Source organism: Escherichia sp. WS1450 (genome assembly GCF_046487395.1).
Classification (GTDB): domain Bacteria; phylum Pseudomonadota; class Gammaproteobacteria; order Enterobacterales; family Enterobacteriaceae; genus Escherichia; species Escherichia coli.
Window position 1 is genome coordinate 1 of sequence record NZ_JBJQJO010000007.1, and the last position, 20,996, is coordinate 20,996.

Annotated in this window: 21 protein-coding genes; 9 read left to right on the forward strand and 12 right to left on the reverse strand. The window is 52.7% G+C overall.

The features are described 5' to 3' along the window. Positions 1–322: 322 nt before the first annotated feature. Entirely contained in the window at positions 323–895 is a 573-nt protein-coding gene (gene gmhB / locus ACJHYR_RS10305; RefSeq protein WP_001140178.1) for a D-glycero-beta-D-manno-heptose 1,7-bisphosphate 7-phosphatase, read from the reverse strand. A gap of 187 nt (positions 896–1,082) precedes the next feature. On the opposite strand from gmhB, the gene metN reads away from it, so the two are divergent. From metN to ACJHYR_RS10340, 7 genes are all read left to right on the forward strand, one after another. Beyond that, on the forward strand, positions 1,083–2,114 hold the full coding sequence (gene metN / locus ACJHYR_RS10310; protein ID WP_000593994.1) for a methionine ABC transporter ATP-binding protein MetN: 1,032 nt from the start codon (positions 1,083–1,085) through the stop codon (positions 2,112–2,114). Further along, positions 2,107–2,760, forward strand: coding sequence for a methionine ABC transporter permease MetI (locus tag ACJHYR_RS10315; RefSeq protein WP_001294600.1), 654 nt, complete (start codon positions 2,107–2,109; stop codon positions 2,758–2,760). Before metN ends, ACJHYR_RS10315 begins: the two co-directional genes overlap by 8 nt. Before the next feature lie 39 nt (positions 2,761–2,799). Continuing rightward, positions 2,800–3,615 (forward strand): methionine ABC transporter substrate-binding lipoprotein MetQ, encoded by an 816-nt coding sequence (gene metQ, locus ACJHYR_RS10320; protein ID WP_000874224.1) that lies wholly within the window; start codon positions 2,800–2,802, stop codon positions 3,613–3,615. 117 nt (positions 3,616–3,732) lie between these two features. Continuing rightward, positions 3,733–4,137 carry an Rcs stress response system protein RcsF gene (rcsF, locus tag ACJHYR_RS10325; RefSeq protein WP_001202329.1) on the forward strand — a complete coding sequence of 135 codons (405 nt, stop codon included), beginning with the start codon at positions 3,733–3,735 and terminating at the stop codon, positions 4,135–4,137. After that, a complete protein-coding gene (gene tsaA / locus ACJHYR_RS10330) occupies positions 4,134–4,841 on the forward strand; it encodes a tRNA (N6-threonylcarbamoyladenosine(37)-N6)-methyltransferase TrmO (protein ID WP_000094026.1) in 708 nt (235 codons plus the stop codon). Before rcsF ends, tsaA begins: the two co-directional genes overlap by 4 nt. Before the next feature lie 110 nt (positions 4,842–4,951). Continuing rightward, positions 4,952–6,670: a proline--tRNA ligase gene (proS, locus tag ACJHYR_RS10335; RefSeq protein ID WP_001260707.1), complete on the forward strand. Its 1,719-nt coding sequence runs from the start codon at positions 4,952–4,954 to the stop codon at positions 6,668–6,670. A 52-nt stretch (positions 6,671–6,722) separates the two neighbouring features. Beyond that, positions 6,723–7,547 carry a YaeF family permuted papain-like enzyme gene (locus tag ACJHYR_RS10340; protein ID WP_000360445.1) on the forward strand — a complete coding sequence of 275 codons (825 nt, stop codon included), beginning with the start codon at positions 6,723–6,725 and terminating at the stop codon, positions 7,545–7,547. 29 nt (positions 7,548–7,576) lie between these two features. Here ACJHYR_RS10340 and nlpE read toward each other — a convergent pair whose 3' ends face one another. The 3 genes from nlpE to ACJHYR_RS10355 are packed head-to-tail and all read right to left on the reverse strand — an operon-like array spanning position 7,577 to position 9,265. Continuing rightward, the gene (gene nlpE, locus ACJHYR_RS10345; protein ID WP_000239179.1) at positions 7,577–8,287 is read right to left on the reverse strand and encodes an envelope stress response activation lipoprotein NlpE; all 711 of its coding nucleotides are present in this window, start codon (positions 8,285–8,287) and stop codon (positions 7,577–7,579) included. Positions 8,288–8,300: 13 nt separating this feature from the next. Further along, positions 8,301–8,723 (reverse strand): alternative ribosome rescue aminoacyl-tRNA hydrolase ArfB, encoded by a 423-nt coding sequence (gene arfB / locus ACJHYR_RS10350; protein WP_000635534.1) that lies wholly within the window; start codon positions 8,721–8,723, stop codon positions 8,301–8,303. Next, positions 8,720–9,265, reverse strand: coding sequence for a YaeQ family protein (locus tag ACJHYR_RS10355; protein WP_001185300.1), 546 nt, complete (start codon positions 9,263–9,265; stop codon positions 8,720–8,722). The genes arfB and ACJHYR_RS10355 overlap by 4 nt, the downstream gene beginning before the upstream one ends. Positions 9,266–9,430: 165 nt before the next feature. Between ACJHYR_RS10355 and ACJHYR_RS10360 the strand changes: the two genes are divergently transcribed. Beyond that, entirely contained in the window at positions 9,431–9,631 is a 201-nt protein-coding gene (locus ACJHYR_RS10360; RefSeq protein ID WP_000417058.1) for a YaeP family protein, read from the forward strand. Further along, positions 9,618–9,878 (forward strand): Rho-binding antiterminator, encoded by a 261-nt coding sequence (gene rof, locus ACJHYR_RS10365; protein WP_000062315.1) that lies wholly within the window; start codon positions 9,618–9,620, stop codon positions 9,876–9,878. The genes ACJHYR_RS10360 and rof overlap by 14 nt, the downstream gene beginning before the upstream one ends. Before the next feature lie 48 nt (positions 9,879–9,926). Here the strand turns inward: rof and tilS are convergent, their stop codons facing one another. The 8 genes from tilS to lpxA form a co-directional block, all read right to left on the reverse strand. Continuing rightward, positions 9,927–11,222 (reverse strand): tRNA lysidine(34) synthetase TilS, encoded by a 1,296-nt coding sequence (gene tilS, locus ACJHYR_RS10370; protein WP_059328300.1) that lies wholly within the window; start codon positions 11,220–11,222, stop codon positions 9,927–9,929. Between the two features lie 64 nt (positions 11,223–11,286). After that, positions 11,287–11,676 carry a VOC family protein gene (locus ACJHYR_RS10375; RefSeq protein ID WP_000901098.1) on the reverse strand — a complete coding sequence of 130 codons (390 nt, stop codon included), beginning with the start codon at positions 11,674–11,676 and terminating at the stop codon, positions 11,287–11,289. A 56-nt stretch (positions 11,677–11,732) separates the two neighbouring features. Further along, positions 11,733–13,874: a lysine decarboxylase LdcC gene (gene ldcC, locus ACJHYR_RS10380; RefSeq protein ID WP_059328301.1), complete on the reverse strand. Its 2,142-nt coding sequence runs from the start codon at positions 13,872–13,874 to the stop codon at positions 11,733–11,735. A gap of 99 nt (positions 13,875–13,973) precedes the next feature. Further along, positions 13,974–14,933, reverse strand: a complete 960-nt coding sequence (gene accA / locus ACJHYR_RS10385) for an acetyl-CoA carboxylase carboxyl transferase subunit alpha (RefSeq protein ID WP_000055746.1) — start codon at positions 14,931–14,933, stop codon at positions 13,974–13,976. Positions 14,934–14,945: 12 nt separating this feature from the next. Continuing rightward, entirely contained in the window at positions 14,946–18,428 is a 3,483-nt protein-coding gene (dnaE, locus tag ACJHYR_RS10390; RefSeq protein WP_001294757.1) for a DNA polymerase III subunit alpha, read from the reverse strand. A 36-nt stretch (positions 18,429–18,464) separates the two neighbouring features. Continuing rightward, positions 18,465–19,061 carry a ribonuclease HII gene (gene rnhB / locus ACJHYR_RS10395; RefSeq protein WP_000569441.1) on the reverse strand — a complete coding sequence of 199 codons (597 nt, stop codon included), beginning with the start codon at positions 19,059–19,061 and terminating at the stop codon, positions 18,465–18,467. After that, positions 19,058–20,206, reverse strand: a complete 1,149-nt coding sequence (gene lpxB / locus ACJHYR_RS10400; RefSeq protein WP_000139686.1) for a lipid-A-disaccharide synthase — start codon at positions 20,204–20,206, stop codon at positions 19,058–19,060. The genes rnhB and lpxB overlap by 4 nt, the downstream gene beginning before the upstream one ends. Further along, positions 20,206–20,994, reverse strand: coding sequence for an acyl-ACP--UDP-N-acetylglucosamine O-acyltransferase (gene lpxA / locus ACJHYR_RS10405; RefSeq protein WP_000565966.1), 789 nt, complete (start codon positions 20,992–20,994; stop codon positions 20,206–20,208). The genes lpxB and lpxA overlap by 1 nt, the downstream gene beginning before the upstream one ends. Positions 20,995–20,996 lie beyond the last annotated feature (2 nt).

Here is a 20,996-nt window from a genome sequence, read left to right on the forward strand (position 1 = left end):
TGTTCACTCTTGAGACTTGGTATTCATTTTTCGTCTTGCGACGTTAAGAATCCGTATCTTCGAGTGCCCACACAGATTGTCTGATAAATTGTTAAAGAGCAGTTGCGACGCGGCTTTCAGCTCACTGTCGCGAGGTGGCGTATATTACGCTTTCCTCTTTCAGAGTCAACCCTGAATTTCAGGATTTTTCTCTTCAACCGAACCGACTGTTTGTGTGAAGTGATTCACATCCGCCGTGTCGATGGAGGCGCATTATAGGGAGTCGGCTCAGGAAGACAAGCGGAAAAATGCATTTTTATTTCAACCGCTCATCTTTTAATCATTACGCCGGTTTTTGCTGCTTTTTTATCGCTTGCGGCAGGTCTGCCAGGCTATTTAACACCCAATCCGCCGCGTTTTCTGCTTCAGGCGTAACAGGTTTACCCGTACGCACCAGCACTTTTGTTCCCACGTTCGCCGCAGCAGCTGCCTGCATATCTTCTAATTTATCGCCCACCATATAAGAAGCAGCCATATCAATATGCAAATAATCGCGTGCCGACAAAAGCATCCCCGGATGTGGTTTGCGGCAGTCGCAGACCTGGCGAAACTCTTCAACACTACCCTGCGGATGATGCGGGCAATAATAGATACCATCCAGATCGACATCGCGGTCCGCCAGCGACCAGTCCATCCACTCGGTCAGCGTTTCAAACTGTGCTTCAGTAAATTTACCGCGAGCAATGCCAGACTGGTTGGTGACTACCACCAGCGCGAAGCCCATTTTTTTTAGCTCGCGCATGGCGTCAATAACACCGTCGATAAATTCAAAGTTATCGATCTCATGGACATAGCCGTGATCGACATTAATGGTGCCATCACGGTCAAGAAAAATTGCGGGTACGCTCTTCGCCACCTTTTATAGCTCCTTAATAAGGCATGTGACGCTAGTATCGCATGTTTCGACCTGCAAGAAAGTGCTCTTCGCATAAACCTGATTGATTTAGACGTCTGGATGCCTTAACATCCATTTCATTGACGGCGTTGCCCGTTTCAGGCATTCGAAATGCCACGACTAACTTAATGACGATAATAAATAATCAATGATAAAACTTTCGAATATCACCAAAGTGTTCCACCAGGGCACCCGCACCATCCAGGCGTTGAACAACGTCAGCCTGCATGTGCCAGCTGGGCAAATTTATGGCGTTATCGGTGCCTCAGGCGCGGGTAAGAGTACGCTTATACGTTGTGTAAACCTGCTGGAGCGCCCAACCGAGGGTAGCGTGCTGGTCGATGGACAGGAACTGACCACGCTGTCAGAATCCGAGTTGACCAAAGCTCGCCGCCAGATTGGTATGATTTTCCAGCATTTTAACCTGCTCTCTTCGCGTACTGTTTTTGGCAACGTGGCTCTGCCGCTGGAGCTGGACAATACACCGAAAGACGAGATCAAACGTCGCGTGACGGAATTGCTGTCATTGGTTGGTCTTGGCGATAAGCATGATAGCTACCCGTCGAATCTTTCCGGTGGGCAGAAACAACGTGTGGCGATTGCCCGTGCATTAGCCAGCAATCCCAAAGTATTGCTGTGTGATGAAGCCACCAGCGCGCTGGACCCGGCAACGACACGTTCTATTCTCGAACTGCTGAAAGACATTAACCGCCGTCTGGGTTTGACGATTCTGTTGATCACCCACGAAATGGACGTTGTGAAGCGCATTTGTGATTGCGTGGCGGTCATCAGTAATGGCGAACTGATCGAGCAGGACACGGTAAGTGAAGTGTTCTCGCATCCGAAAACGCCGCTGGCGCAGAAGTTTATTCAGTCGACCCTGCATCTGGATATCCCGGAAGATTATCAGGAGCGTCTGCAAGCGGAGCCATTCACTGACTGCGTGCCGATGCTGCGTCTGGAGTTTACCGGTCAATCGGTCGATGCCCCACTGCTTTCTGAAACCGCGCGTCGTTTCAACGTCAACAACAACATTATTAGCGCGCAGATGGATTACGCCGGTGGCGTTAAGTTCGGCATCATGCTGACTGAAATGCACGGCACACAACAAGATACGCAAGCCGCCATTGCCTGGCTGCAGGAACACCATGTAAAAGTAGAGGTACTGGGTTATGTCTGAGCCGATGATGTGGCTGCTGGTTCGTGGCGTATGGGAAACGCTGGCAATGACCTTCGTATCCGGATTTTTTGGGTTTGTGATTGGTCTGCCGGTCGGCGTCCTGCTTTATGTTACGCGCCCGGGGCAAATTATTGCTAACGCGAAGCTGTATCGTACCGTTTCTGCGATTGTGAACATTTTCCGTTCTATCCCGTTCATTATCTTGCTGGTATGGATGATTCCGTTTACCCGCGTTATTGTCGGTACATCGATTGGTTTGCAGGCAGCGATTGTTCCGTTAACCGTTGGTGCAGCACCGTTTATTGCCCGTATGGTCGAGAACGCTCTGCTGGAGATCCCAACCGGGCTAATTGAAGCTTCCCGCGCAATGGGTGCCACGCCGATGCAGATCGTCCGTAAAGTGCTGTTACCGGAAGCATTGCCGGGTCTGGTGAATGCTGCGACTATCACCCTGATTACCCTGGTCGGTTATTCCGCGATGGGTGGTGCAGTCGGTGCCGGTGGTTTAGGTCAGATTGGCTATCAGTATGGCTACATCGGCTACAACGCGACGGTGATGAATACGGTACTGGTATTGCTGGTCATTCTGGTTTATTTAATTCAGTTCGCAGGCGACCGCATCGTCCGGGCTGTCACTCGCAAGTAACGTTCAACACAACATAAATAATTGAAGAAGGAATAAGGTATGGCGTTCAAATTCAAAACCTTTGCGGCAGTGGGAGCCCTGATTGGATCACTGGCACTGGTAGGCTGCGGTCAGGATGAAAAAGATCCAAACCACATTAAAGTCGGCGTGATTGTTGGTGCCGAACAGCAGGTTGCAGAAGTCGCGCAGAAAGTTGCGAAAGACAAATATGGCCTGGACGTTGAGCTGGTAACCTTCAACGACTATGTTCTGCCAAACGAAGCATTGAGCAAAGGCGATATCGACGCCAACGCCTTCCAGCATAAACCGTACCTTGATCAGCAACTGAAAGATCGTGGCTACAAACTGGTCGCAGTAGGCAACACTTTTGTTTATCCGATTGCAGGTTACTCCAAGAAAATCAAATCACTGGATGAACTGCAGGATGGTTCGCAGGTTGCCGTGCCAAACGACCCAACTAACCTTGGTCGTTCACTGCTGCTGCTGCAAAAAGTGGGCTTGATCAAACTGAAAGATGGCGTTGGCCTGCTGCCGACCGTTCTTGATGTTGTTGAGAACCCAAAAAATCTGAAAATTGTTGAGCTGGAAGCACCGCAGCTGCCTCGCTCTCTGGACGACGCGCAAATCGCTCTGGCAGTTATCAATACCACCTATGCCAGCCAGATTGGCCTGACTCCGGCGAAAGACGGTATCTTTGTCGAAGATAAAGACTCCCCGTACGTAAACCTGATCGTGACGCGTGAAGATAACAAAGACGCCGAGAACGTGAAGAAATTCGTCCAGGCTTATCAGTCTGACGAAGTTTACGAAGCAGCAAACAAAGTGTTTAACGGCGGCGCTGTTAAAGGCTGGTAATTTTTAGGCTGTTTCCACAATTTGTAATATCATTCAGGACGGGCGCTTGCCCGTCTTGTCATTTTTACAAGCTCCTGATTCAATATTGACGTTTTGATCATACATTGAGGAAATACTATGCGTGCTTTACCGATCTGTTTAGTAGCACTCATGCTAAGCGGCTGTTCCATGTTAAGCAGATCCCCTGTCGAACCCGTTCAAAGCACTGCACCCCAGCCGAAAGCGGAGCCTGCAAAACCGAAAGCGCCGCGCGCCACGCCGGTCCGAATTTATACCAATGCAGAAGAATTAGTCGGCAAACCGTTCCGCGATCTCGGTGAAGTCAGTGGCGACTCTTGCCAGGCCTCTAATCAGGACTCTCCGCCGAGCATTCCAACCGCACGTAAGCGGATGCAAATCAACGCCTCTAAAATGAAAGCCAATGCGGTATTACTGCATAGCTGCGAAGTCACCAGCGGTACGCCAGGTTGCTATCGTCAGGCTGTATGTATCGGTTCTGCGCTTAACATCACGGCGAAATGAGCAGTTTCCAATTCGAGCAAATAGGCGTTATTCGCTCGCCCTATAAAGAAAAATTCGCCGTTCCGCGCCAGCCAGGTCTGGTAAAAAGCGCCAACGGCGAACTGCATCTCATTGCTCCCTACAACCAGGCCGACGCCGTTCGCGGCCTGGAAGCGTTCAGCCATTTATGGATCCTTTTCGTCTTTCATCAAACGATGGAAGGCGGCTGGCGTCCGACTGTGCGTCCACCGCGCCTCGGCGGTAATACCAGAATGGGTGTTTTCGCTACGCGCTCCACTTTCCGCCCTAACCCGATTGGTATGTCGCTGGTAGAGCTGAAAGAGGTTGTTTGCCATAAAGACAGCGTGATTCTGAAGCTCGGCAGTCTGGATCTGGTAGATGGGACGCCGGTGGTGGATATCAAACCGTATCTCCCCTTTGCCGAATCGCTTCCCGATGCCAGTGCCAGCTATGCGCAAAGTGCGCCAGCTGCAGAGATGGCGGTGAGTTTTACCGCAGAGGTCGAAAAGCAGCTTTTGACGCTGGAGAAGCGTTATCCGCAGTTAACGCTGTTTATCCGCGAAGTACTGGCGCAGGACCCGCGCCCGGCCTATCGTAAAGGTGAGGAAACGGGCAAAACCTATGCCGTCTGGCTGCATGATTTTAACGTTCGCTGGCGCGTCACCGACGCAGGTTTTGAAGTCTTTGCGCTGGAACCGCGTTAAATTCACGCCCTTCTCTTTTGACATTTCTTTTGCACTGGTAAACTAAATCACTTTTTTTGTCCCAGGCTCACCTTGAGCCTGTTCTACCTTCCAACTGGAACCGTAACAACATGCGTACTAGCCAATACCTGCTCTCCACTCTCAAGGAGACACCTGCCGACGCCGAGGTGATCAGCCATCAGCTGATGCTGCGCGCCGGGATGATCCGCAAGCTGGCCTCCGGGTTATATACCTGGCTGCCGACCGGCGTGCGCGTTCTGAAAAAAGTCGAAAACATCGTGCGTGAAGAGATGAACAACGCCGGTGCGATCGAGGTGTCGATGCCGGTGGTTCAGCCAGCCGATTTGTGGCAAGAGAGTGGTCGTTGGGAACAGTACGGTCCGGAACTGCTGCGTTTTGTTGACCGTGGCGAGCGTCCGTTCGTACTCGGCCCAACTCATGAAGAAGTTATTACAGACCTGATTCGTAACGAGCTTAGCTCTTACAAACAGCTGCCGCTGAACTTCTATCAGATCCAGACCAAGTTCCGCGACGAAGTGCGTCCGCGTTTCGGCGTCATGCGTTCCCGCGAATTCCTGATGAAAGATGCTTACTCTTTCCATACTTCTCAGGAATCCCTGCAGGAAACCTACGATGCAATGTATGCGGCCTACAGCAAAATCTTCAGCCGCATGGGGCTGGATTTCCGCGCCGTACAGGCCGACACCGGTTCTATCGGCGGTAGCGCCTCTCACGAATTCCAGGTGCTGGCGCAGAGCGGTGAAGACGATGTGGTCTTCTCCGACACCTCTGACTATGCAGCGAACATTGAGCTGGCAGAAGCTATCGCGCCGAAAGAACCGCGCGCTGCTGCTACCCAGGAAATGACGCTGGTTGATACGCCGAACGCGAAAACCATCGCGGAACTGGTTGAACAGTTCAATCTGCCGATTGAGAAAACGGTGAAGACTCTGCTGGTTAAAGCGGTTGAAGGCAGTAGCTTCCCGCTGGTTGCGCTGCTGGTGCGTGGTGACCACGAGCTGAACGAAGTTAAAGCAGAAAAACTGCCGCAGGTTGCAAGCCCGCTGACTTTTGCGACCGAAGAAGAAATTCGTGCCGTGGTTAAAGCAGGTCCGGGTTCACTGGGTCCGGTAAACATGCCGATTCCGGTGGTGATTGACCGTACCGTTGCAGCGATGAGTGATTTCGCTGCTGGTGCTAACATCGATGGTAAACACTACTTCGGCATCAACTGGGATCGCGATGTCGCTACCCCAGAAATTGCTGATATCCGTAACGTGGTGGCGGGCGATCCAAGCCCGGATGGCCAGGGTACACTGCTGATCAAACGTGGTATCGAAGTTGGTCACATCTTCCAGCTGGGTACCAAGTACTCCGAAGCACTGAAAGCCTCCGTACAGGGTGAAGATGGCCGTAATCAAATCCTGACGATGGGTTGCTACGGTATCGGAGTAACGCGTGTAGTAGCTGCGGCGATTGAGCAGAACTACGACGAACGCGGCATCGTATGGCCTGACGCTATCGCACCGTTCCAGGTGGCGATTCTGCCGATGAACATGCACAAATCCTTCCGCGTACAGGAGCTTGCTGAGAAACTGTACAGCGAACTGCGCGCGCAGGGTATCGAAGTGCTGCTGGATGACCGCAAAGAGCGTCCGGGCGTGATGTTTGCTGATATGGAACTGATCGGTATTCCGCACACTATTGTGCTGGGCGACCGTAACCTCGACAACGACGATATCGAATATAAATATCGTCGTAACGGCGAGAAACAGTTAATTAAGACTGGTGACATCGTCGATTATCTGGTGAAACAGATTAAAGGCTGATGCCAGAAAGGGTCCTGAATTTCAGGGCCCTTTTTTACATGGCTTGTATAAAATGGATAAACCAAAGGCGCATTGCTGCCTGCTTCTCCCCTGCTTTCTTTTCCTTTCGGCCTGTACCGTAGATATCAGCCAGCCAGACTCATCAGCCACAGCGGTAGATGCCGGGGCGAAAACATGGGCAGTCCAATTCCAGCATCAAAGCTCTTTTACCGAACAATCAATAAAAGAAATAACGGAACCTGATCTCAAACCCGGCGATTTGCTGTTCTCCTCAAGCCTTGGGGTAACCTCATTTGGAATCCGCGTCTTCAGCACTTCCTCTGTGAGTCACGTTGCAATCTATCTGGGTGAAAATAACGTTGCAGAAGCGACAGGCGCTGGCGTCCAGATTGTTTCCCTCAAAAAAGCGATGAAGCATAGCGATAAGCTTTTCGTCTTACGAGTCCCGGATCTTACCCCGCAACAAGCCACAGAAATCACCGCGTTCGCCAACAAAATTAAAGATAGCGGTTACAACTATCGCGGCATTGTCGAATTTATTCCCTTTATGGTGACTCGCCAGATGTGCTCACTGAATCCGTTCTCCGAGGATTTTCGTCAACAGTGCGTCAGCGGCCTGGCGAAAGCGCAGTTAAGCAGTGTGGGCGAAGGAGACAAAAAGTCGTGGTTTTGTTCGGAATTTGTCACTGATGCATTTGCCAAAGCCGGGCATCCGCTTACCCTGGCGCAATCGGGCTGGATTAGCCCTGCCGATCTGATGCATATGCGTATTGGTGATGTCTCTGCGTTTAAGCCAGAAACGCAGTTACAGTATGTTGGGCACCTGAAGCCAGGGATTTATATCAAGGCGGGTCGCTTTGTTGGGCTGACTCAGTGATGAAAGCCGGAGAATGCTCCGGCTTTCAATTACTGCCCCAAACTACTGCAATCCTGGTTCGGGTAAAATTTACCTGCCGTATCGGGCGCTAATACTTTGGTTGGCGCACCGGTATCCGGATTAGCCTCAAGCGTAAAGTGACCTTCTACTGACAGTAACATCGGTTTTTCACTATGACCGCGCGCCGCCAGGTAGCCACGCTCCAGCTCTGCATTATTCGCTACCATGAAACGTTTTCCGGTCGCGCAATCAGTGAAGGTCGCCGCATCAGCCATATAAAAATACATGCCCCGCAGGGTCATCGGCGTCATGGGTAAACTGGATTGCGCCGGTTCCAGCGTATAGTTGAACTGCGATTCAATCGGATTACCTTCACGATCGAGCATCTCCAGCGCATCGCCTTTCGCCCGATAATATGACTTTTCACCTTTGCTGTCGGTTAATACCAGCTTGTCAGCGGTTCGCGCCCATGTACCGTAGGAAGCGAAAGAGGAAGGCTCTTCACGCGCACCAAGATAGCGTTCATTCATCACCCAGGTTCCATCTTTTTCGAGGAACAGAGAGGTTTCGATCCCTTCGCAATCGGCACACGGCAGCACGCCGCGCCAACTTTGCGGCATCGGTTTCAGTTCGGCAGCCTGCGCCGGAGAAAGCGTGTCGACTTCGGCCCGATTATTACATCCCATCAGAGTAAAGAGGCTGATTACAGCCATCGCTGTCACTATCGCTTTTTTCACCATCCATTCCTTCTTTTTATTCCCGACCGCTGCGCACTTTGCCGCGCATCGCCTTCACGCTTGATTTTTGTGCTTTCGATGCCAGCCTGCGCTCTTTTGATGCGCGGGTGGGCCGCGTGGGTCGTCGGGCTTTTTGTTCTGTTGTTAAATCTTTAATCACTGCCACCAGCCGGGCCAGCGCCGCTTCGCGGTTGAGCTCCTGATTGCGGTATTCCTGTGCCTTAATGACAATCACGCCATCACTGCTGATCAAATGATGGCTGGCGGCGAGCAGACGCTCTTTGTAATACTCTGGCAGGCTGGACGCCCGAATGTCAAAACGCAGATGAATAGCCGTTGAGGTCTTATTAACATGCTGCCCGCCCGCGCCCTGCGCACGAATGGCGGTGATCTCAAGCTCACCATCGGGGATAGCAACATGTCGGGAAATCACAATCATGAAGGTTGTTGCCAGACGGTTAAGTTCACTTCCAGATTATTCTTATCATCCGATAACCAGATCACGCCATCCTGAATCGTTGCCTGCAGCGTCATGGTACGATCGGCAAAGGCGCTTACTTTCGCCAGTTGTTCATCGTCCAGATACCAGACGGAAAGATTGGCAAACTGCGCACATTTGCTCTGATTTTGCTGCCACCAGATTTGCGCCGCCCGACTATTATAGGCAAACAGCGCTACTTCTGCGGCCTGGGTGCAGGCTTTCTTAATCCGCCGCTCATCCGGCAGCCCCAGCTCAATCCACAAATCAATGCCCAAATGATCGTTACGCCGCCACGCTTCCGGCTCATCATCGGCACACAAGCCACGGGTAAATTGCAGACGTTCATCGGCATATTTTAGCCACGCCAGCAGGCGCAGCATCATACGCTCCTGGGTTTCTGAAGGATGGCGCGCCAGCGTCAGAGAGGCATCGAGAAACTGGTTGCGGTCGAGATCGGCCACATTAACCGTCGCTTTATAAATTGTCGCTTTAAGCGCCATAAGAAAACTCCTTTCGAATCAGGAGGCCATTGTAACGGAATACGTGCAGTTGCGGCGCTGATATTGCAGAAATGAGTGTGGTATAGTCACCTTGCGAAACAGAGTTTATCTTCGTAGGCTTAGACTTGCATCCACGGTTAAGTCAGAGTGCTGACAGGAGGGCATGTGGAAAAATATTGTGAGTTAATACGCAAGCGGTACGCGGAAATCGCCAGCGGAGACTTAGGATACGTTCCGGACGCGCTGGGCTGCGTTTTGAAAGTGCTGAATGAAATGGCTGCCGACGACGCCCTTTCTGAGGCTGTCAGGGAAAAAGCAGCATACGCTGCGGCAAACTTACTGGTGAGCGATTATGTCAATGAATGATACGTATCAACCAATCAATTGTGATGATTACGATAATCTTGAGCTCGCCTGCCAGCATCATTTAATGCTGACACTTGAGCTGAAAGATGGCGAAAAATTGCAGGCGAAGGCCAGCGATTTAGTCTCCCGCAAAAATGTGGAGTATCTGGTCGTCGAGGCCGCTGGTACAACCCGCGAGCTGCGTCTGGATAAAATTACCAGCTTTAGCCACCCGGAAATCGGTACGGTGGTGGTGAGCGAGTCCTGATTGACTTTTGCCGGATGCGACGTTTGATGCGTATCCGGCCTTCACTGACTAACCATTTCTCTGCCAGACAAAACTTACTCCATTCTCACTTTCAGCCATACCTTCTTGCGTCATAAATACTCCTGCCGCCGCAATCAGCGTTTCGCCATAAAACAGCAGTGGCGTGGTGTCACGTAGCCACGGCGGAACGCCCAGCTCCTGCCAGATTTTCTTCAGCTTACGTCCGCCGTTGCGCCCGATAATATGCAGCAATCCTGGCGCTTTGAAACGTACGCTGACCGCTTCGTCTGCACGCGGAGGGCGAATATCGCCTCCCGCAGTAAGCTGTACACTTCCCAGTCCCGCCGGTAATTCCAGCGGTTGTAGCCACGTCTGCCACGGCACAATGGTTTCGCTTTGCCCAGTGACGGATTTAATCCACCACAGTTGCGACTGATAGCGGCGGATTTCAAACGCGCCCAGGCGTAAACAGGGGGAAGCATCTTCCCGCGCCAGCGCCACTTCCTGCCAGATCCTCACCAACGCGTCGCGGGAAGGCATCGGTGCATTCTTCCCTGCCAGCCAGCGGCGGATAATCGCCGCGCGGCGGGCATCACTCATCGCCAGCATTGGCGCAATCTGCAGCGTCCCCTGCGACGTTTGACAGTGCGCTATATCATCCGCCAGCAGTTCATCTAACAGGCTCTCTTGTTCAGCGCAAAGCGCAGCGCTGCGGGCCGTTGCTTCGGCAAAATGCGGCCAACGCTGCTGCAATAACGGCACCACGCGCAGGCGCAGGAAGTTACGATCGTAGCTATCATCCTGATTACTTTCGTCTTCAATCCAGCGTAAATCATACTGACGCGCCCACTGCATCAGTTCTCCCCGCGTGCGGGCGAGCAACGGGCGAATAAGCCGCGTTCCGGCAAACTCCGAGACTTCCGCCATAGCCGAAAGCCCGGCAGGGCCGCTACCGCGTTTTAGCGCCAGCAGAAAGGTTTCACATTGATCGTCGAGATGTTGCGCGGTGACCAGCACTTCACCGGGTAACAAGGTGCGGGCAAATGCCTGATAACGTGCCTGCCGCGCCTGGGCCTCAATGCCCAGTCCTTCTTGCGCAAGTTGCACGCGCTCGACCACCAGCGGCACCTGCCACTGTTGGCAGATGTTCTCGCAATGCATAACCCAGGCGTCGGCATTGGCACTTAAACCGTGATGCACATGGATAGCGCGCAGAGTGACGCCCGGATTTTCCGCCCGCCACTGCACCAACTGATGCAGCAGAACGGTAGAGTCAAGCCCGCCGCTAAAGGCCACCAGAATCTGGCGTGAGGTGAGAAGTTGTCTATTGAGCGTGAGTGTCATGATGATGCGATTTTACAGTAGCAATGCCCGGCACGTTACCGGGCAAATGTGGCGATGACAAGCCTTACTGCTCATACAGTTCCAGCGGCAGCCCGTCCGGATCGTTAAAGAACGTGAAGCGTTTTTGCGTGTATGGATCGACACGGATGGCTTCACACTTCACGTTATGGCTTTCAAGGTGCGCCACTGCCGCATCGATATCATCAACGCTAAAAGCCAGATGACGCAGGCCGCAAGCTTCCGGTCGGCTGGGGCGCTCCGGCGGGAACGGAAATGAGAAAAGCTCAATCACATATTGCCCATTAAGCGCCAAATCCCCTTTCCACGAATCGCGCGCTTCGCGATAGACTTCGCTTTGCAGCGTGAAACCAAGAATATCGCAGTAAAACGCTTTGCTCACCGCATAATCCGTCGCAATAATCGCAATATGGTGAACCTGTTTTAAACCCAGCATAACGTCTCCTTTATTTGTTAACAGCACGTTACTCGCCCGGAAGCCGCTCTGGCAAGTTATCCCGCCATTTTTAGGACTCGTACGCGGTAAACGCCGTCTTCGTCCTGTTTCGCGCCGTGAATATCCGTTTCAAAACCGGGGTAATGTTGCCCTACAGAACAAAGCATCAGTAGAAAATCGAGTACCGTGCGGCTCTCCTCGGTCAGCATTTCTCCTGGCATCAGCAGCGGTACGCCAGGTGGATAAGGCAGGATCATATTTGCCGATACTCTACCGACCAGTTGTTCCAGCGCAATGGTTTCTACTTCGCCTTTAATTTGCCTCTGCCATGCCTGATGTGGCGTCATGATCATCTCCGGCAAGGTATCAAATGCCCGCAACATCAAACCGGGAAGATCGTGTTTACGAATCAGCTTATGGATCCCTTGCGCCAGATCCTGAATGCGCATATTGCGGTAGAAATCGGGATCTTCAGCATAGAGATCGGGTAGCATATTTTTGATCCGCAGGTTGAGATCGTAAGAGCGCTTAAATTCCGTCAACCCACGCAATAATCCCATTGCTTTGGTTTTATCGATTCCAATACTAAAGAGAAACAGCAGGTTATAAGGACCGGTTTTCTCTACTACGATCCCTCGTTCGTCGAGGAATTTTGCTACCAGCGCCGCCGGGATCCCCTCCTCGCTCATATTGCCCTGCTCGTCCATCCCCGGTGTCAAAATAGTGACTTTAACCGGATCGAGAAACATATGATCGGCATCCGCATCGTTAAAGCCGTGCCACTGTTCGCCAGGCGCAACGGGCCAGCATTCGGCTTCATCCACCTGCGGCGGTTGCCAGATATCGAAAAACCAACCGTCAGACTCTTCCCGCAGCCGCTGGACCTCTTTGCGAAAATGCAGCGCCCGCTCCACCGAACGGTTAATCAGCCGTTTGCCCGGATTACCACGCAGCATCGCCGCCGCCGTCTCAACCGAAGCAACAATGGGATAACTGGGCGAGGTGGTGGTATGCATCATAAAGGCTTCGTTAAACGCCTCTTCGTCATACTCGCCTTTAATGTGGATCAGCGAAGCCTGCGATAACGCCGCCAGCATTTTGTGGGTCGATTGCGTTTCGAAGATCACTTTTCCCGCAACACGCTCGCCGCTCATACCACTTTTACCCTGGTAGATCGGATGAAAATGGGTGTACGGCACCCAGGCAGAATCGAAGTGAATCGACGGGACATCCAGCGTCTGTTTGATCCAGTCGGTGTTGTAGAGCAAGCCATCATAGGTGGAGTTGGTAATCACCGCATGAACCGGCCATTGTGCTTGCGTGGTAGCAGCGACTTTCTCTTCGATGCTGTCGCGAGTAAATTCACGGCGCGGGATCCCACCAAGAATCCCCAACGCATTACGCGTCGGTTTCAGCCAGACTGGCACTACATCGTTCATCATCAACAGATGCGCCAGCGATTTATGACAATTGCGGTCGATCAACAGCGTACTGCCGGATGGCGCGGCGTACATACCCACAATTTTGTTCGACGTCGATGTTCCGTTGGTAACAATATAACTCTGTTCCGCGCCAAAAGTCCGCGCGATGTACTCTTCCGCTTCCAGGTGTGGCCCGGTGTGGTCGAGCAACGAACCAAGCTCGGTAACCGAAATAGAGACATCAGCCTTAAGAGTATTCCCGCCGAAAAAATCATAAAACAGACAGCCAACCGGGCTTTTTTGATATGCGGTGCCGCCCATATGACCCGGCGTACAAAAGGTGTACTTCCGCTCTTTGACGTAGGTAAACAAGGCTTTCGTGAACGGCGGTGTAATGTTATCAAGATATTCGTTAGTGTACTGACGAATACGAATGGCGATATCTTCTGCCTGCCCCAGCGCATATTCAAAAAACCAGAGCGCCATCCGCATATCCTGCACGCTGACATCCATCGTCGAGTGGGTGTTGATAAAGGCATAAAGCGGAAGATATTCATTAAGTTGATTGATATCGCTACATAAATCGAGACTGTACTCATCCCAGTCAAAAATCACGCCGCAAATTCGTGGGTTATGTTCGATAAATTTCAGCAAATCAACGCTGTTTTGTGGCCAGATAATCTGAAAGCCTTGCGCCACCAGCGCCGACTCCAGTTCTTTGATGGGCTCATCTTTATAAAAGACGCCATGCGGTCCCATAATGGCAATGATGTTCATGTGTTCCTCCTGGAAAATCCTTCCTTAATCATAGCCTGCTCAAACCGTGGCGATAAAAAAGGGCCACCGAAGTGACCCCTTTTTCAGAACTTTTGCGAATTACGCGTAACCGTAGCTCATCAGGCGCTGATAACGACGATTTTTTAAATCTTCAGTGCTTAACACGTCGAGATCGGCCAGATCCGCCAGCAGTTGCGCTTTCAACGATGCCGCCATCGCTTCCGGGTTACGGTGAGCACCACCCAGCGGTTCCGGGATGATGGAGTCGATCAGTTTCAGTTCTTTCAGACGCGGAGCAATGATACCCATCGCTTCAGCCGCCAGCGGCGCTTTGTCGGCGCTCTTCCACAGAATGGACGCACAACCTTCCGGCGAGATAACGGAATAGGTGCTGTATTGCAGCATATTCACTTTATCGCCCACGCCAATCGCCAGCGCGCCGCCAGAACCACCTTCACCGATAACGGTACAAATAGTCGGTACGCTAAGGCGAGACATTTCACGCAGGTTGCGTGCAATGGCTTCAGACTGACCGCGCTCTTCTGCGCCCACGCCCGGATAAGCCCCCGGGGTGTCGATAAAGGTGATGATTGGCATCTTAAAGCGTTCAGCCATTTGCATCAGACGCAGTGCTTTGCGGTAACCTTCTGGCGCTGGCATACCAAAGTTACGGCGAATTTTTTCTTTGGTTTCACGACCTTTTTGATGACCAATGATCATCACCGGACGACCATCGAGACGGGCGATACCACCGACGATAGCTTTATCGTCTGCATACGCGCGGTCGCCAGCCAGTTCGTCAAATTCATCAAATGCCAGGCGAACGTAATCCAGGGTATAAGGACGCTGTGGATGGCGTGCCAGTTGCGCAATCTGCCATGCACCAAGATCGGCGAAGATTTTACGCGTCAGTTCTACGCTTTTTTCACGCAGACGATGCACTTCTTCATCGATGTTAATATCCAGTTTCTCATCCTGACGGCTAACCGCAGTCAGAGAATCGATTTTCGCTTCCAGCTCTGCAATCGGCTGTTCAAAATCAAGGAAATTCAGACTCATAGTATTCCTGTATTAGTCAAACTCCAGTTCCACCTGCTCCGAACCAATGAGGCCACGGAGATCGTTTAATAAACGATCGCTCGGAGAGACACGCCACGTCGCGCCAAAACGCAACCGCGCGCGTGCATCCGCCCTCTGATAGTAGAGATGTACTGGAATTGTCCCAGAGCGGTGGGGTTCCAGAGACTGACGGAGTCGGTTTAAAAGCTGGTCATCAATTTGCCTGTCCGTCAGCGAGATAGCAAGCCCGCGAGCATATTTTTCCCGGGCTTCGTCAATATCCATCACTTCGCGAGCGGTCATTTTAAGCCCACCGCTGAAGTCATCAAAGCTGACCTGTCCGCTGACGATAAGTATGCGGTCTTTTTCCAGCAATTGCTGGTATTTATCCAGGGCGTCAGTAAACAACATCACTTCCAGCCGCCCGGAACGGTCATCCAGCGTGCAGATACCGATACGATTGCCGCGCTTGGTGACCATAACCCGCGCGGCAACAACGAGCCCCGCAGCCGTGATGACTTTACCACGTTCTGTCGGGTGCATGTCTTTCAGCCTTACGCCTCCGACATAACGCTCAATCTCTTTTAAATACTGGTTGATAGGGTGTCCCGTCAGGTACAGACCTAACGTTTCACGTTCCCCATCTAACACCACCTGCTCCGGCCACGGTTGGCAGCTGGCGTAGGATTGTTCAATTTGTTCCGGCTCTTCGGCCAGCACGCCGAACATATCGGCCTGACCGATAGCTTCCGCTTTCGCGTGTTGATCTGCCGCTTTTAACGCATCGCCCAGCGAGTTCATCAGCGCCGCGCGGTGTGGCCCAAGACGGTCAAACGCCCCGGACATGATCAGTTTTTCCAGCACCCGCCGGTTTAACTTTTTGGTGTCGGTTCGGGCGCAGAGATCAAACAGTTCGCGGAAGTAGCCGCCTTTATTACGGGCTTCGATGATGGCCTCAATCGGACCTTCACCGACCCCTTTGATCGCGCCAATACCATACACGATTTCGCCGTCGTCGTTGACGTGGAAATGGTAAAGACCGGAGTTTATATCTGGTGGCAGGATTTTCAGCCCCATCCGCCAGCACTCATCCACCAGGCCCACCACCTTCTCGGTGTTGTCCATATCGGCGGTCATTACCGCCGCCATAAACTCCGCCGGATAGTGCGCTTTCAGCCATAACGTTTGATATGACACCAAAGCATAGGCCGCAGAGTGCGATTTGTTAAATCCGTAACCAGCGAATTTTTCCACCAGGTCGAAGATTTTCATCGCCAGTTCAGCGTTGATTCCGTTCTTTTCTGCACCTTCAGCAAATACAGAACGCTGCTTAGCCATCTCTTCCGGCTTTTTCTTACCCATCGCACGACGCAGCATATCCGCGCCACCGAGGGTATAACCAGAAAGCACCTGCGCAATCTGCATGACCTGTTCCTGATACAGGATGATGCCGTAGGTTGGCTCCAGTACCGGTTTCAGGCTTTCATGCTGCCACTGTACGTCCGGATAGGAGATCTCTTCGCGACCATGTTTACGGTCGATAAAGTTATCCACCATCCCTGACTGCAACGGACCAGGGCGGAACAGTGCCACCAGTGCGATCATATCTTCGAAGCAGTCAGGTTGCAGACGCTTGATCAGGTCTTTCATACCGCGCGATTCAAGCTGGAATACCGCCGTGGTTTCCGAGCGTTGCAGCATGTCGAAGCTTTTCTTATCATCCAGCGGGATCGCGGCGATATCCAGCGGCGGCTCGCCATTCTTCGCCCGCCGCTTGTTGATCATCTCCAGCGCCCAGTTGATGATGGTGAGCGTACGCAAACCAAGGAAGTCGAACTTCACCAGTCCGGCGTATTCAACGTCGCTTTTATCAAACTGGGTGACCGGATGTTTGCCCTCTTCATCGCAGTAAAGCGGCGCAAAATCGGTAATTTTGGTCGGTGCGATAACCACCCCACCGGCGTGCTTACCGGCGTTACGGGTGACCCCTTCCAGTTTGCGCGCCATGTCGATCAGCGCCTTAACTTCTTCATCCGCTTCGTAGATTTCCGGCAGCTGCGGCTCGGCTTCAAACGCTTTCGCCAGCGTCATCCCCGGATCGGGCGGGATCAGTTTCGAGATACGATCGACAAAGCCGTACGGATGCCCCAGCACGCGACCTACGTCGCGGATCACCGCTTTCGCCGCCATCGTACCGAAGGTGATGATCTGCGATACCGCATCACGACCGTACATGTCCGCCACGTGTTCGATAACCTGATCGCGTTTCTCCATACAGAAGTCAACGTCAAAGTCAGGCATGGAGACACGTTCCGGGTTAAGGAAACGTTCGAACAGCAGGTCAAATTCCAGCGGATCAAGGTCGGTGATTTTCAGCGCGTAGGCCACCAGTGAACCCGCACCGGAGCCACGGCCTGGCCCTACCGGTACGCCGTTATCTTTCGACCACTGGATAAATTCCATAACGATGAGGAAGTAGCCCGGGAAGCCCATCTGGTTGATAACCTGAAGTTCAGTCTCCAGACGTTCGTCATATTCCGGGCGGCGCTTAAGACGTTCTTCCTCATCAGGGAATAAAAAGGCCAGACGCTCTTCCAGGCCTTCTTTTGCACGCTTGACCAGATAATCTTCGGTGCTCATGTCCCCGGTCGGGAACTGCGGCAGGAAGTATTCACCAAGACGCACAGTTACGTTACAGCGTTTGGCGATCTCAACGGTGTTGGCAAGGGCTTCGGGGATGTCGGCAAACAGCTCGCACATCTCCTCTTCGCTACGCATATATTGCTGCGGCGAATAGTTACGCGGGCGTTTAGGATCATCTAGGGTAAAGCCGTCGTGGATCGCGACGCGGATTTCGTGTGCGTCAAAGTCGCTGCTGTCGATAAAGCGCACGTCGTTGGTCGCTACGACGGGCAAACCGCGCGCTTCCGCCAGTTCCACCGCAGCGTGCAGATAGCTTTCTTCGTCCGGCCTTCCGGTGCGGATCAGCTCGAGAAAATAGCGATCCGGGAAGTGTTCTTCATAAAACGCGACACACTCATCTACCAGCGCGCTGTTACCACGCAAAAGACTGCGTCCGACGTCGCCCATGCGCCCGCCAGAAAGAAGGATCAGCCCTTCGTTTAATTCGATAAGCCAGTCGCGATCGATGATCGGCCCGGCAGCACCGTACCCGCGCTGATACGCTTTTGAGATCAGCAACGTCAGATTCTGATAGCCGGTATTGTTCGCCGCCAGCACCGTCAGGTGAGTTAACTCATCACCCAGCAGGTCGCACTGGACATTAAAATCTGCCCCGACGATAGGCTTAATCCCTGCGCCATGTCCCGCTCCGTAGAACTTCACCAGACCGCAAAGGTTGGTGAAATCGGTGATCGCCAGTGCTGGCATCCCTAACGCCGCCGCCTTTTTTACCAGCGGCGCGGTTTTGGCCAGGCCATCGATCATCGAGTAGTCGCTGTGCACCCGCAGGTGTACGAAACGTGGTTCAGACATCTTCAGATTCCGGTTTACTTAATCTCGACACAAGAATCAGGACGCAAGTCCCAGTGCGCGTTTGACAGGCCCAAAGCTGCGACGATGATGTTCAGTCGCGCCATATTCAGCCAGTTTTTCCAGATGAAAAGCAGTTGGATACCCTTTGTGTTGGGCAAAACCATATTGCGGGAAAACAATATCCAGCGCCGCCATTTCGGCGTCACGCGTCACTTTCGCCAGGATAGACGCGGCACTGATTTCCGGTACGCGGCTATCGCCTTTCACCACAGCCATCGCAGGCATCGGTAATTTCGGGCAGCGGTTACCATCAATCAACACATATTCCGGCGCAATATGCAGCCCAGCGACGGCACGCTGCATCGCCAGCATGGTCGCGTGTAAAATATTCAGCTCGTCGATTTCGTGGGGTTCCGCGCGGCCCAGACTCCAGCTCAACGCTTTCTCTTTGATCTCTTCATAGAGCGCCAGACGGCGTTTTTCGCTCAGCTTTTTGGAATCATTCAGCCCGGCAATCGGGCGCGATGGGTCAAGGATCACCGCAGCGGTGACGACCGCGCCAACTAACGGCCCGCGTCCGACTTCATCCACACCCGCAACCAGCTGCGTGTGCGGATAAACAAATTCGATCATTGTGCTAACTCCAGAACGGCTTGTGCCGCCTGCTCATCGGCATTGCAGCGGATCTGCTGATGCAGTTCACGGAAGGTGTCGTGCATCGCGTGGCTGGTTTTCCCGTTCGCCAACAGCGGTAACAGCGCCGCAGCCAGTTTTTGCGGCTCACACTCTTCCTGCAATAACTCTTTGACTAACTCTCTGCCCGCCAGCAAATTGGGTAGAGAGACATAATCAGTTTTCACCAGTCGCTTCGCCAGCCAGAAGGTAAAAGGCTTCATGCGATATCCCACTACCATCGGGCATTTCGCCAGCATGCACTCCAGTGCTGCCGTCCCCGACGCCAGTAGTGCCGCATCACTGGCGACCATCGCCTCACGGCCCATCCCATCCAGCATATGAACCGACAGGTCTGGCGCAACTTCAGCTTTGATGCGTTCAAACTGCTCGCGGCGTTTGGCATTCACCAGCGGCACCACGATTTCGAGATCCGGATATGTCTGGCGCAAAAGCTGGGCTGTTTTCAGGAAATCGGCACTAAGCATTTCGACTTCTGCACCACGGCTGCCCGGCAACAATGCCAGACAGTGGGCATCGTGAGGGATCCCCAGTACATCACGGGCACCATTTTTATCTGGATCTAATGGCATGGCATCAGCCATGGTATGACCGATAAAGCGGCACGGTACGTTGTATTTGTCATAAAACGCTTTTTCGAAAGGCAGAAATGCGAGCACCAGATCGGTGGCTCTGCCTATTTTGAAAACGCGTTTCTGTCGCCACGCCCAGACGGACGGACTGACGTAATGAATGGTTTTGATACCCTGCTTTTTGAGGTTACCTTCAAGGGTAATATTGAAGTCAGGGGCATCAATACCGACAAAAACATCTGGCTTCAGTTCGCCAAAACGCGTTGTCAGATCGGCACGAATATGCAGTAAGCGACGCAGACGCCCGAGCACTTCAACAATGCCCATCACCGCCAGTTCTTCCATTTCGTACCAGGCTTCGCAGCCTTCAGCCTGCATTCGTGGCCCGGCAACACCAACAAAGCGGGCGTTGGGCACACGTTCTTTCAGAGCGCGGATTAAACCGGCCCCCAGGATATCGCCGGAGGTTTCTCCGGCGACCAGGGCAATCGTTAATGGACGCTGTTCAGTCATTAACGAATCAGACCGCGCGTTGAGCGTGCAAAGAAATCGGTAAAGGCTTTCACTTCCGGATATGTTTCCGCCAGTTCAGCAATTTCCGGTTTCACTTCATCGAGCGTTTTACCGCTACGATAAATCAGCTTATACGCATTGCGGATAGCGGTAATCGCCTCACGGCTGAATCCGCGGCGCTTCAGCCCTTCGATATTGACACCGAACGGTGTTGCGTGGTTACCCTGCGCAATGACATAAGGAGGGACGTCCTGCGCCACACCGGAGCAGCCGCCAACCATCACATGCGCACCAATGATGCAGAACTGATGGACTGCGGTCATGCCGCCGATGATCGCGAAGTCGTCAACCGATACGTGACCCGCCAGCGTTGCGTTGTTGGCGAGAATACAGCGGTTACCTACCGTACAATCGTGCGCAATGTGCGCGTTGATCATCAGTAAGTTGTCGCTGCCCACCTTCGTCAATCCACCGCCCTGGACTGTGCCACGATGAATGGTGACGCTTTCGCGAATGCGGTTACGATCGCCGATTTCCACGCGGGTCGGTTCGCCAGCATATTTCAGATCCTGGTTAACTTCGCCGATGGAGGCGAACTGATAAATCTCATTATCGCGGCCAATTTTAGTATGACCATTCACGACAACGTGAGATTTCAGTACGGTACCCTCACCAATTTCGACATGGGGTCCAACGATACAAAAAGGACCAATGTGAGCGTTAGCGCCAATCGACGCGCCCTCTTCCACAATGGCGGTTGGATGCACAAAGGCGGATTTATCAATCACGT

Coding starts and splice junctions, on each gene's coding strand:
- metN (WP_000593994.1), top strand. CDS start 1,083: ATGATAAAACTTTCGAATATCACCAAAGTGTTCCACCAGGGCACCCGC.
- ACJHYR_RS10315 (WP_001294600.1), top strand. CDS start 2,107: ATGTCTGAGCCGATGATGTGGCTGCTGGTTCGTGGCGTATGGGAAACG.
- metQ (WP_000874224.1), top strand. CDS start 2,800: ATGGCGTTCAAATTCAAAACCTTTGCGGCAGTGGGAGCCCTGATTGGA.
- rcsF (WP_001202329.1), top strand. CDS start 3,733: ATGCGTGCTTTACCGATCTGTTTAGTAGCACTCATGCTAAGCGGCTGT.
- tsaA (WP_000094026.1), top strand. CDS start 4,134: ATGAGCAGTTTCCAATTCGAGCAAATAGGCGTTATTCGCTCGCCCTAT.
- proS (WP_001260707.1), top strand. CDS start 4,952: ATGCGTACTAGCCAATACCTGCTCTCCACTCTCAAGGAGACACCTGCC.
- ACJHYR_RS10340 (WP_000360445.1), top strand. CDS start 6,723: ATGGATAAACCAAAGGCGCATTGCTGCCTGCTTCTCCCCTGCTTTCTT.
- nlpE (WP_000239179.1), bottom strand. CDS start 8,287: ATGGTGAAAAAAGCGATAGTGACAGCGATGGCTGTAATCAGCCTCTTT.
- arfB (WP_000635534.1), bottom strand. CDS start 8,723: ATGATTGTGATTTCCCGACATGTTGCTATCCCCGATGGTGAGCTTGAG.
- ACJHYR_RS10355 (WP_001185300.1), bottom strand. CDS start 9,265: ATGGCGCTTAAAGCGACAATTTATAAAGCGACGGTTAATGTGGCCGAT.
- rof (WP_000062315.1), top strand. CDS start 9,618: ATGTCAATGAATGATACGTATCAACCAATCAATTGTGATGATTACGAT.
- tilS (WP_059328300.1), bottom strand. CDS start 11,222: ATGACACTCACGCTCAATAGACAACTTCTCACCTCACGCCAGATTCTG.
- ACJHYR_RS10375 (WP_000901098.1), bottom strand. CDS start 11,676: ATGCTGGGTTTAAAACAGGTTCACCATATTGCGATTATTGCGACGGAT.
- ldcC (WP_059328301.1), bottom strand. CDS start 13,874: ATGAACATCATTGCCATTATGGGACCGCATGGCGTCTTTTATAAAGAT.
- accA (WP_000055746.1), bottom strand. CDS start 14,933: ATGAGTCTGAATTTCCTTGATTTTGAACAGCCGATTGCAGAGCTGGAA.
- dnaE (WP_001294757.1), bottom strand. CDS start 18,428: ATGTCTGAACCACGTTTCGTACACCTGCGGGTGCACAGCGACTACTCG.
- rnhB (WP_000569441.1), bottom strand. CDS start 19,061: ATGATCGAATTTGTTTATCCGCACACGCAGCTGGTTGCGGGTGTGGAT.
- lpxB (WP_000139686.1), bottom strand. CDS start 20,206: ATGACTGAACAGCGTCCATTAACGATTGCCCTGGTCGCCGGAGAAACC.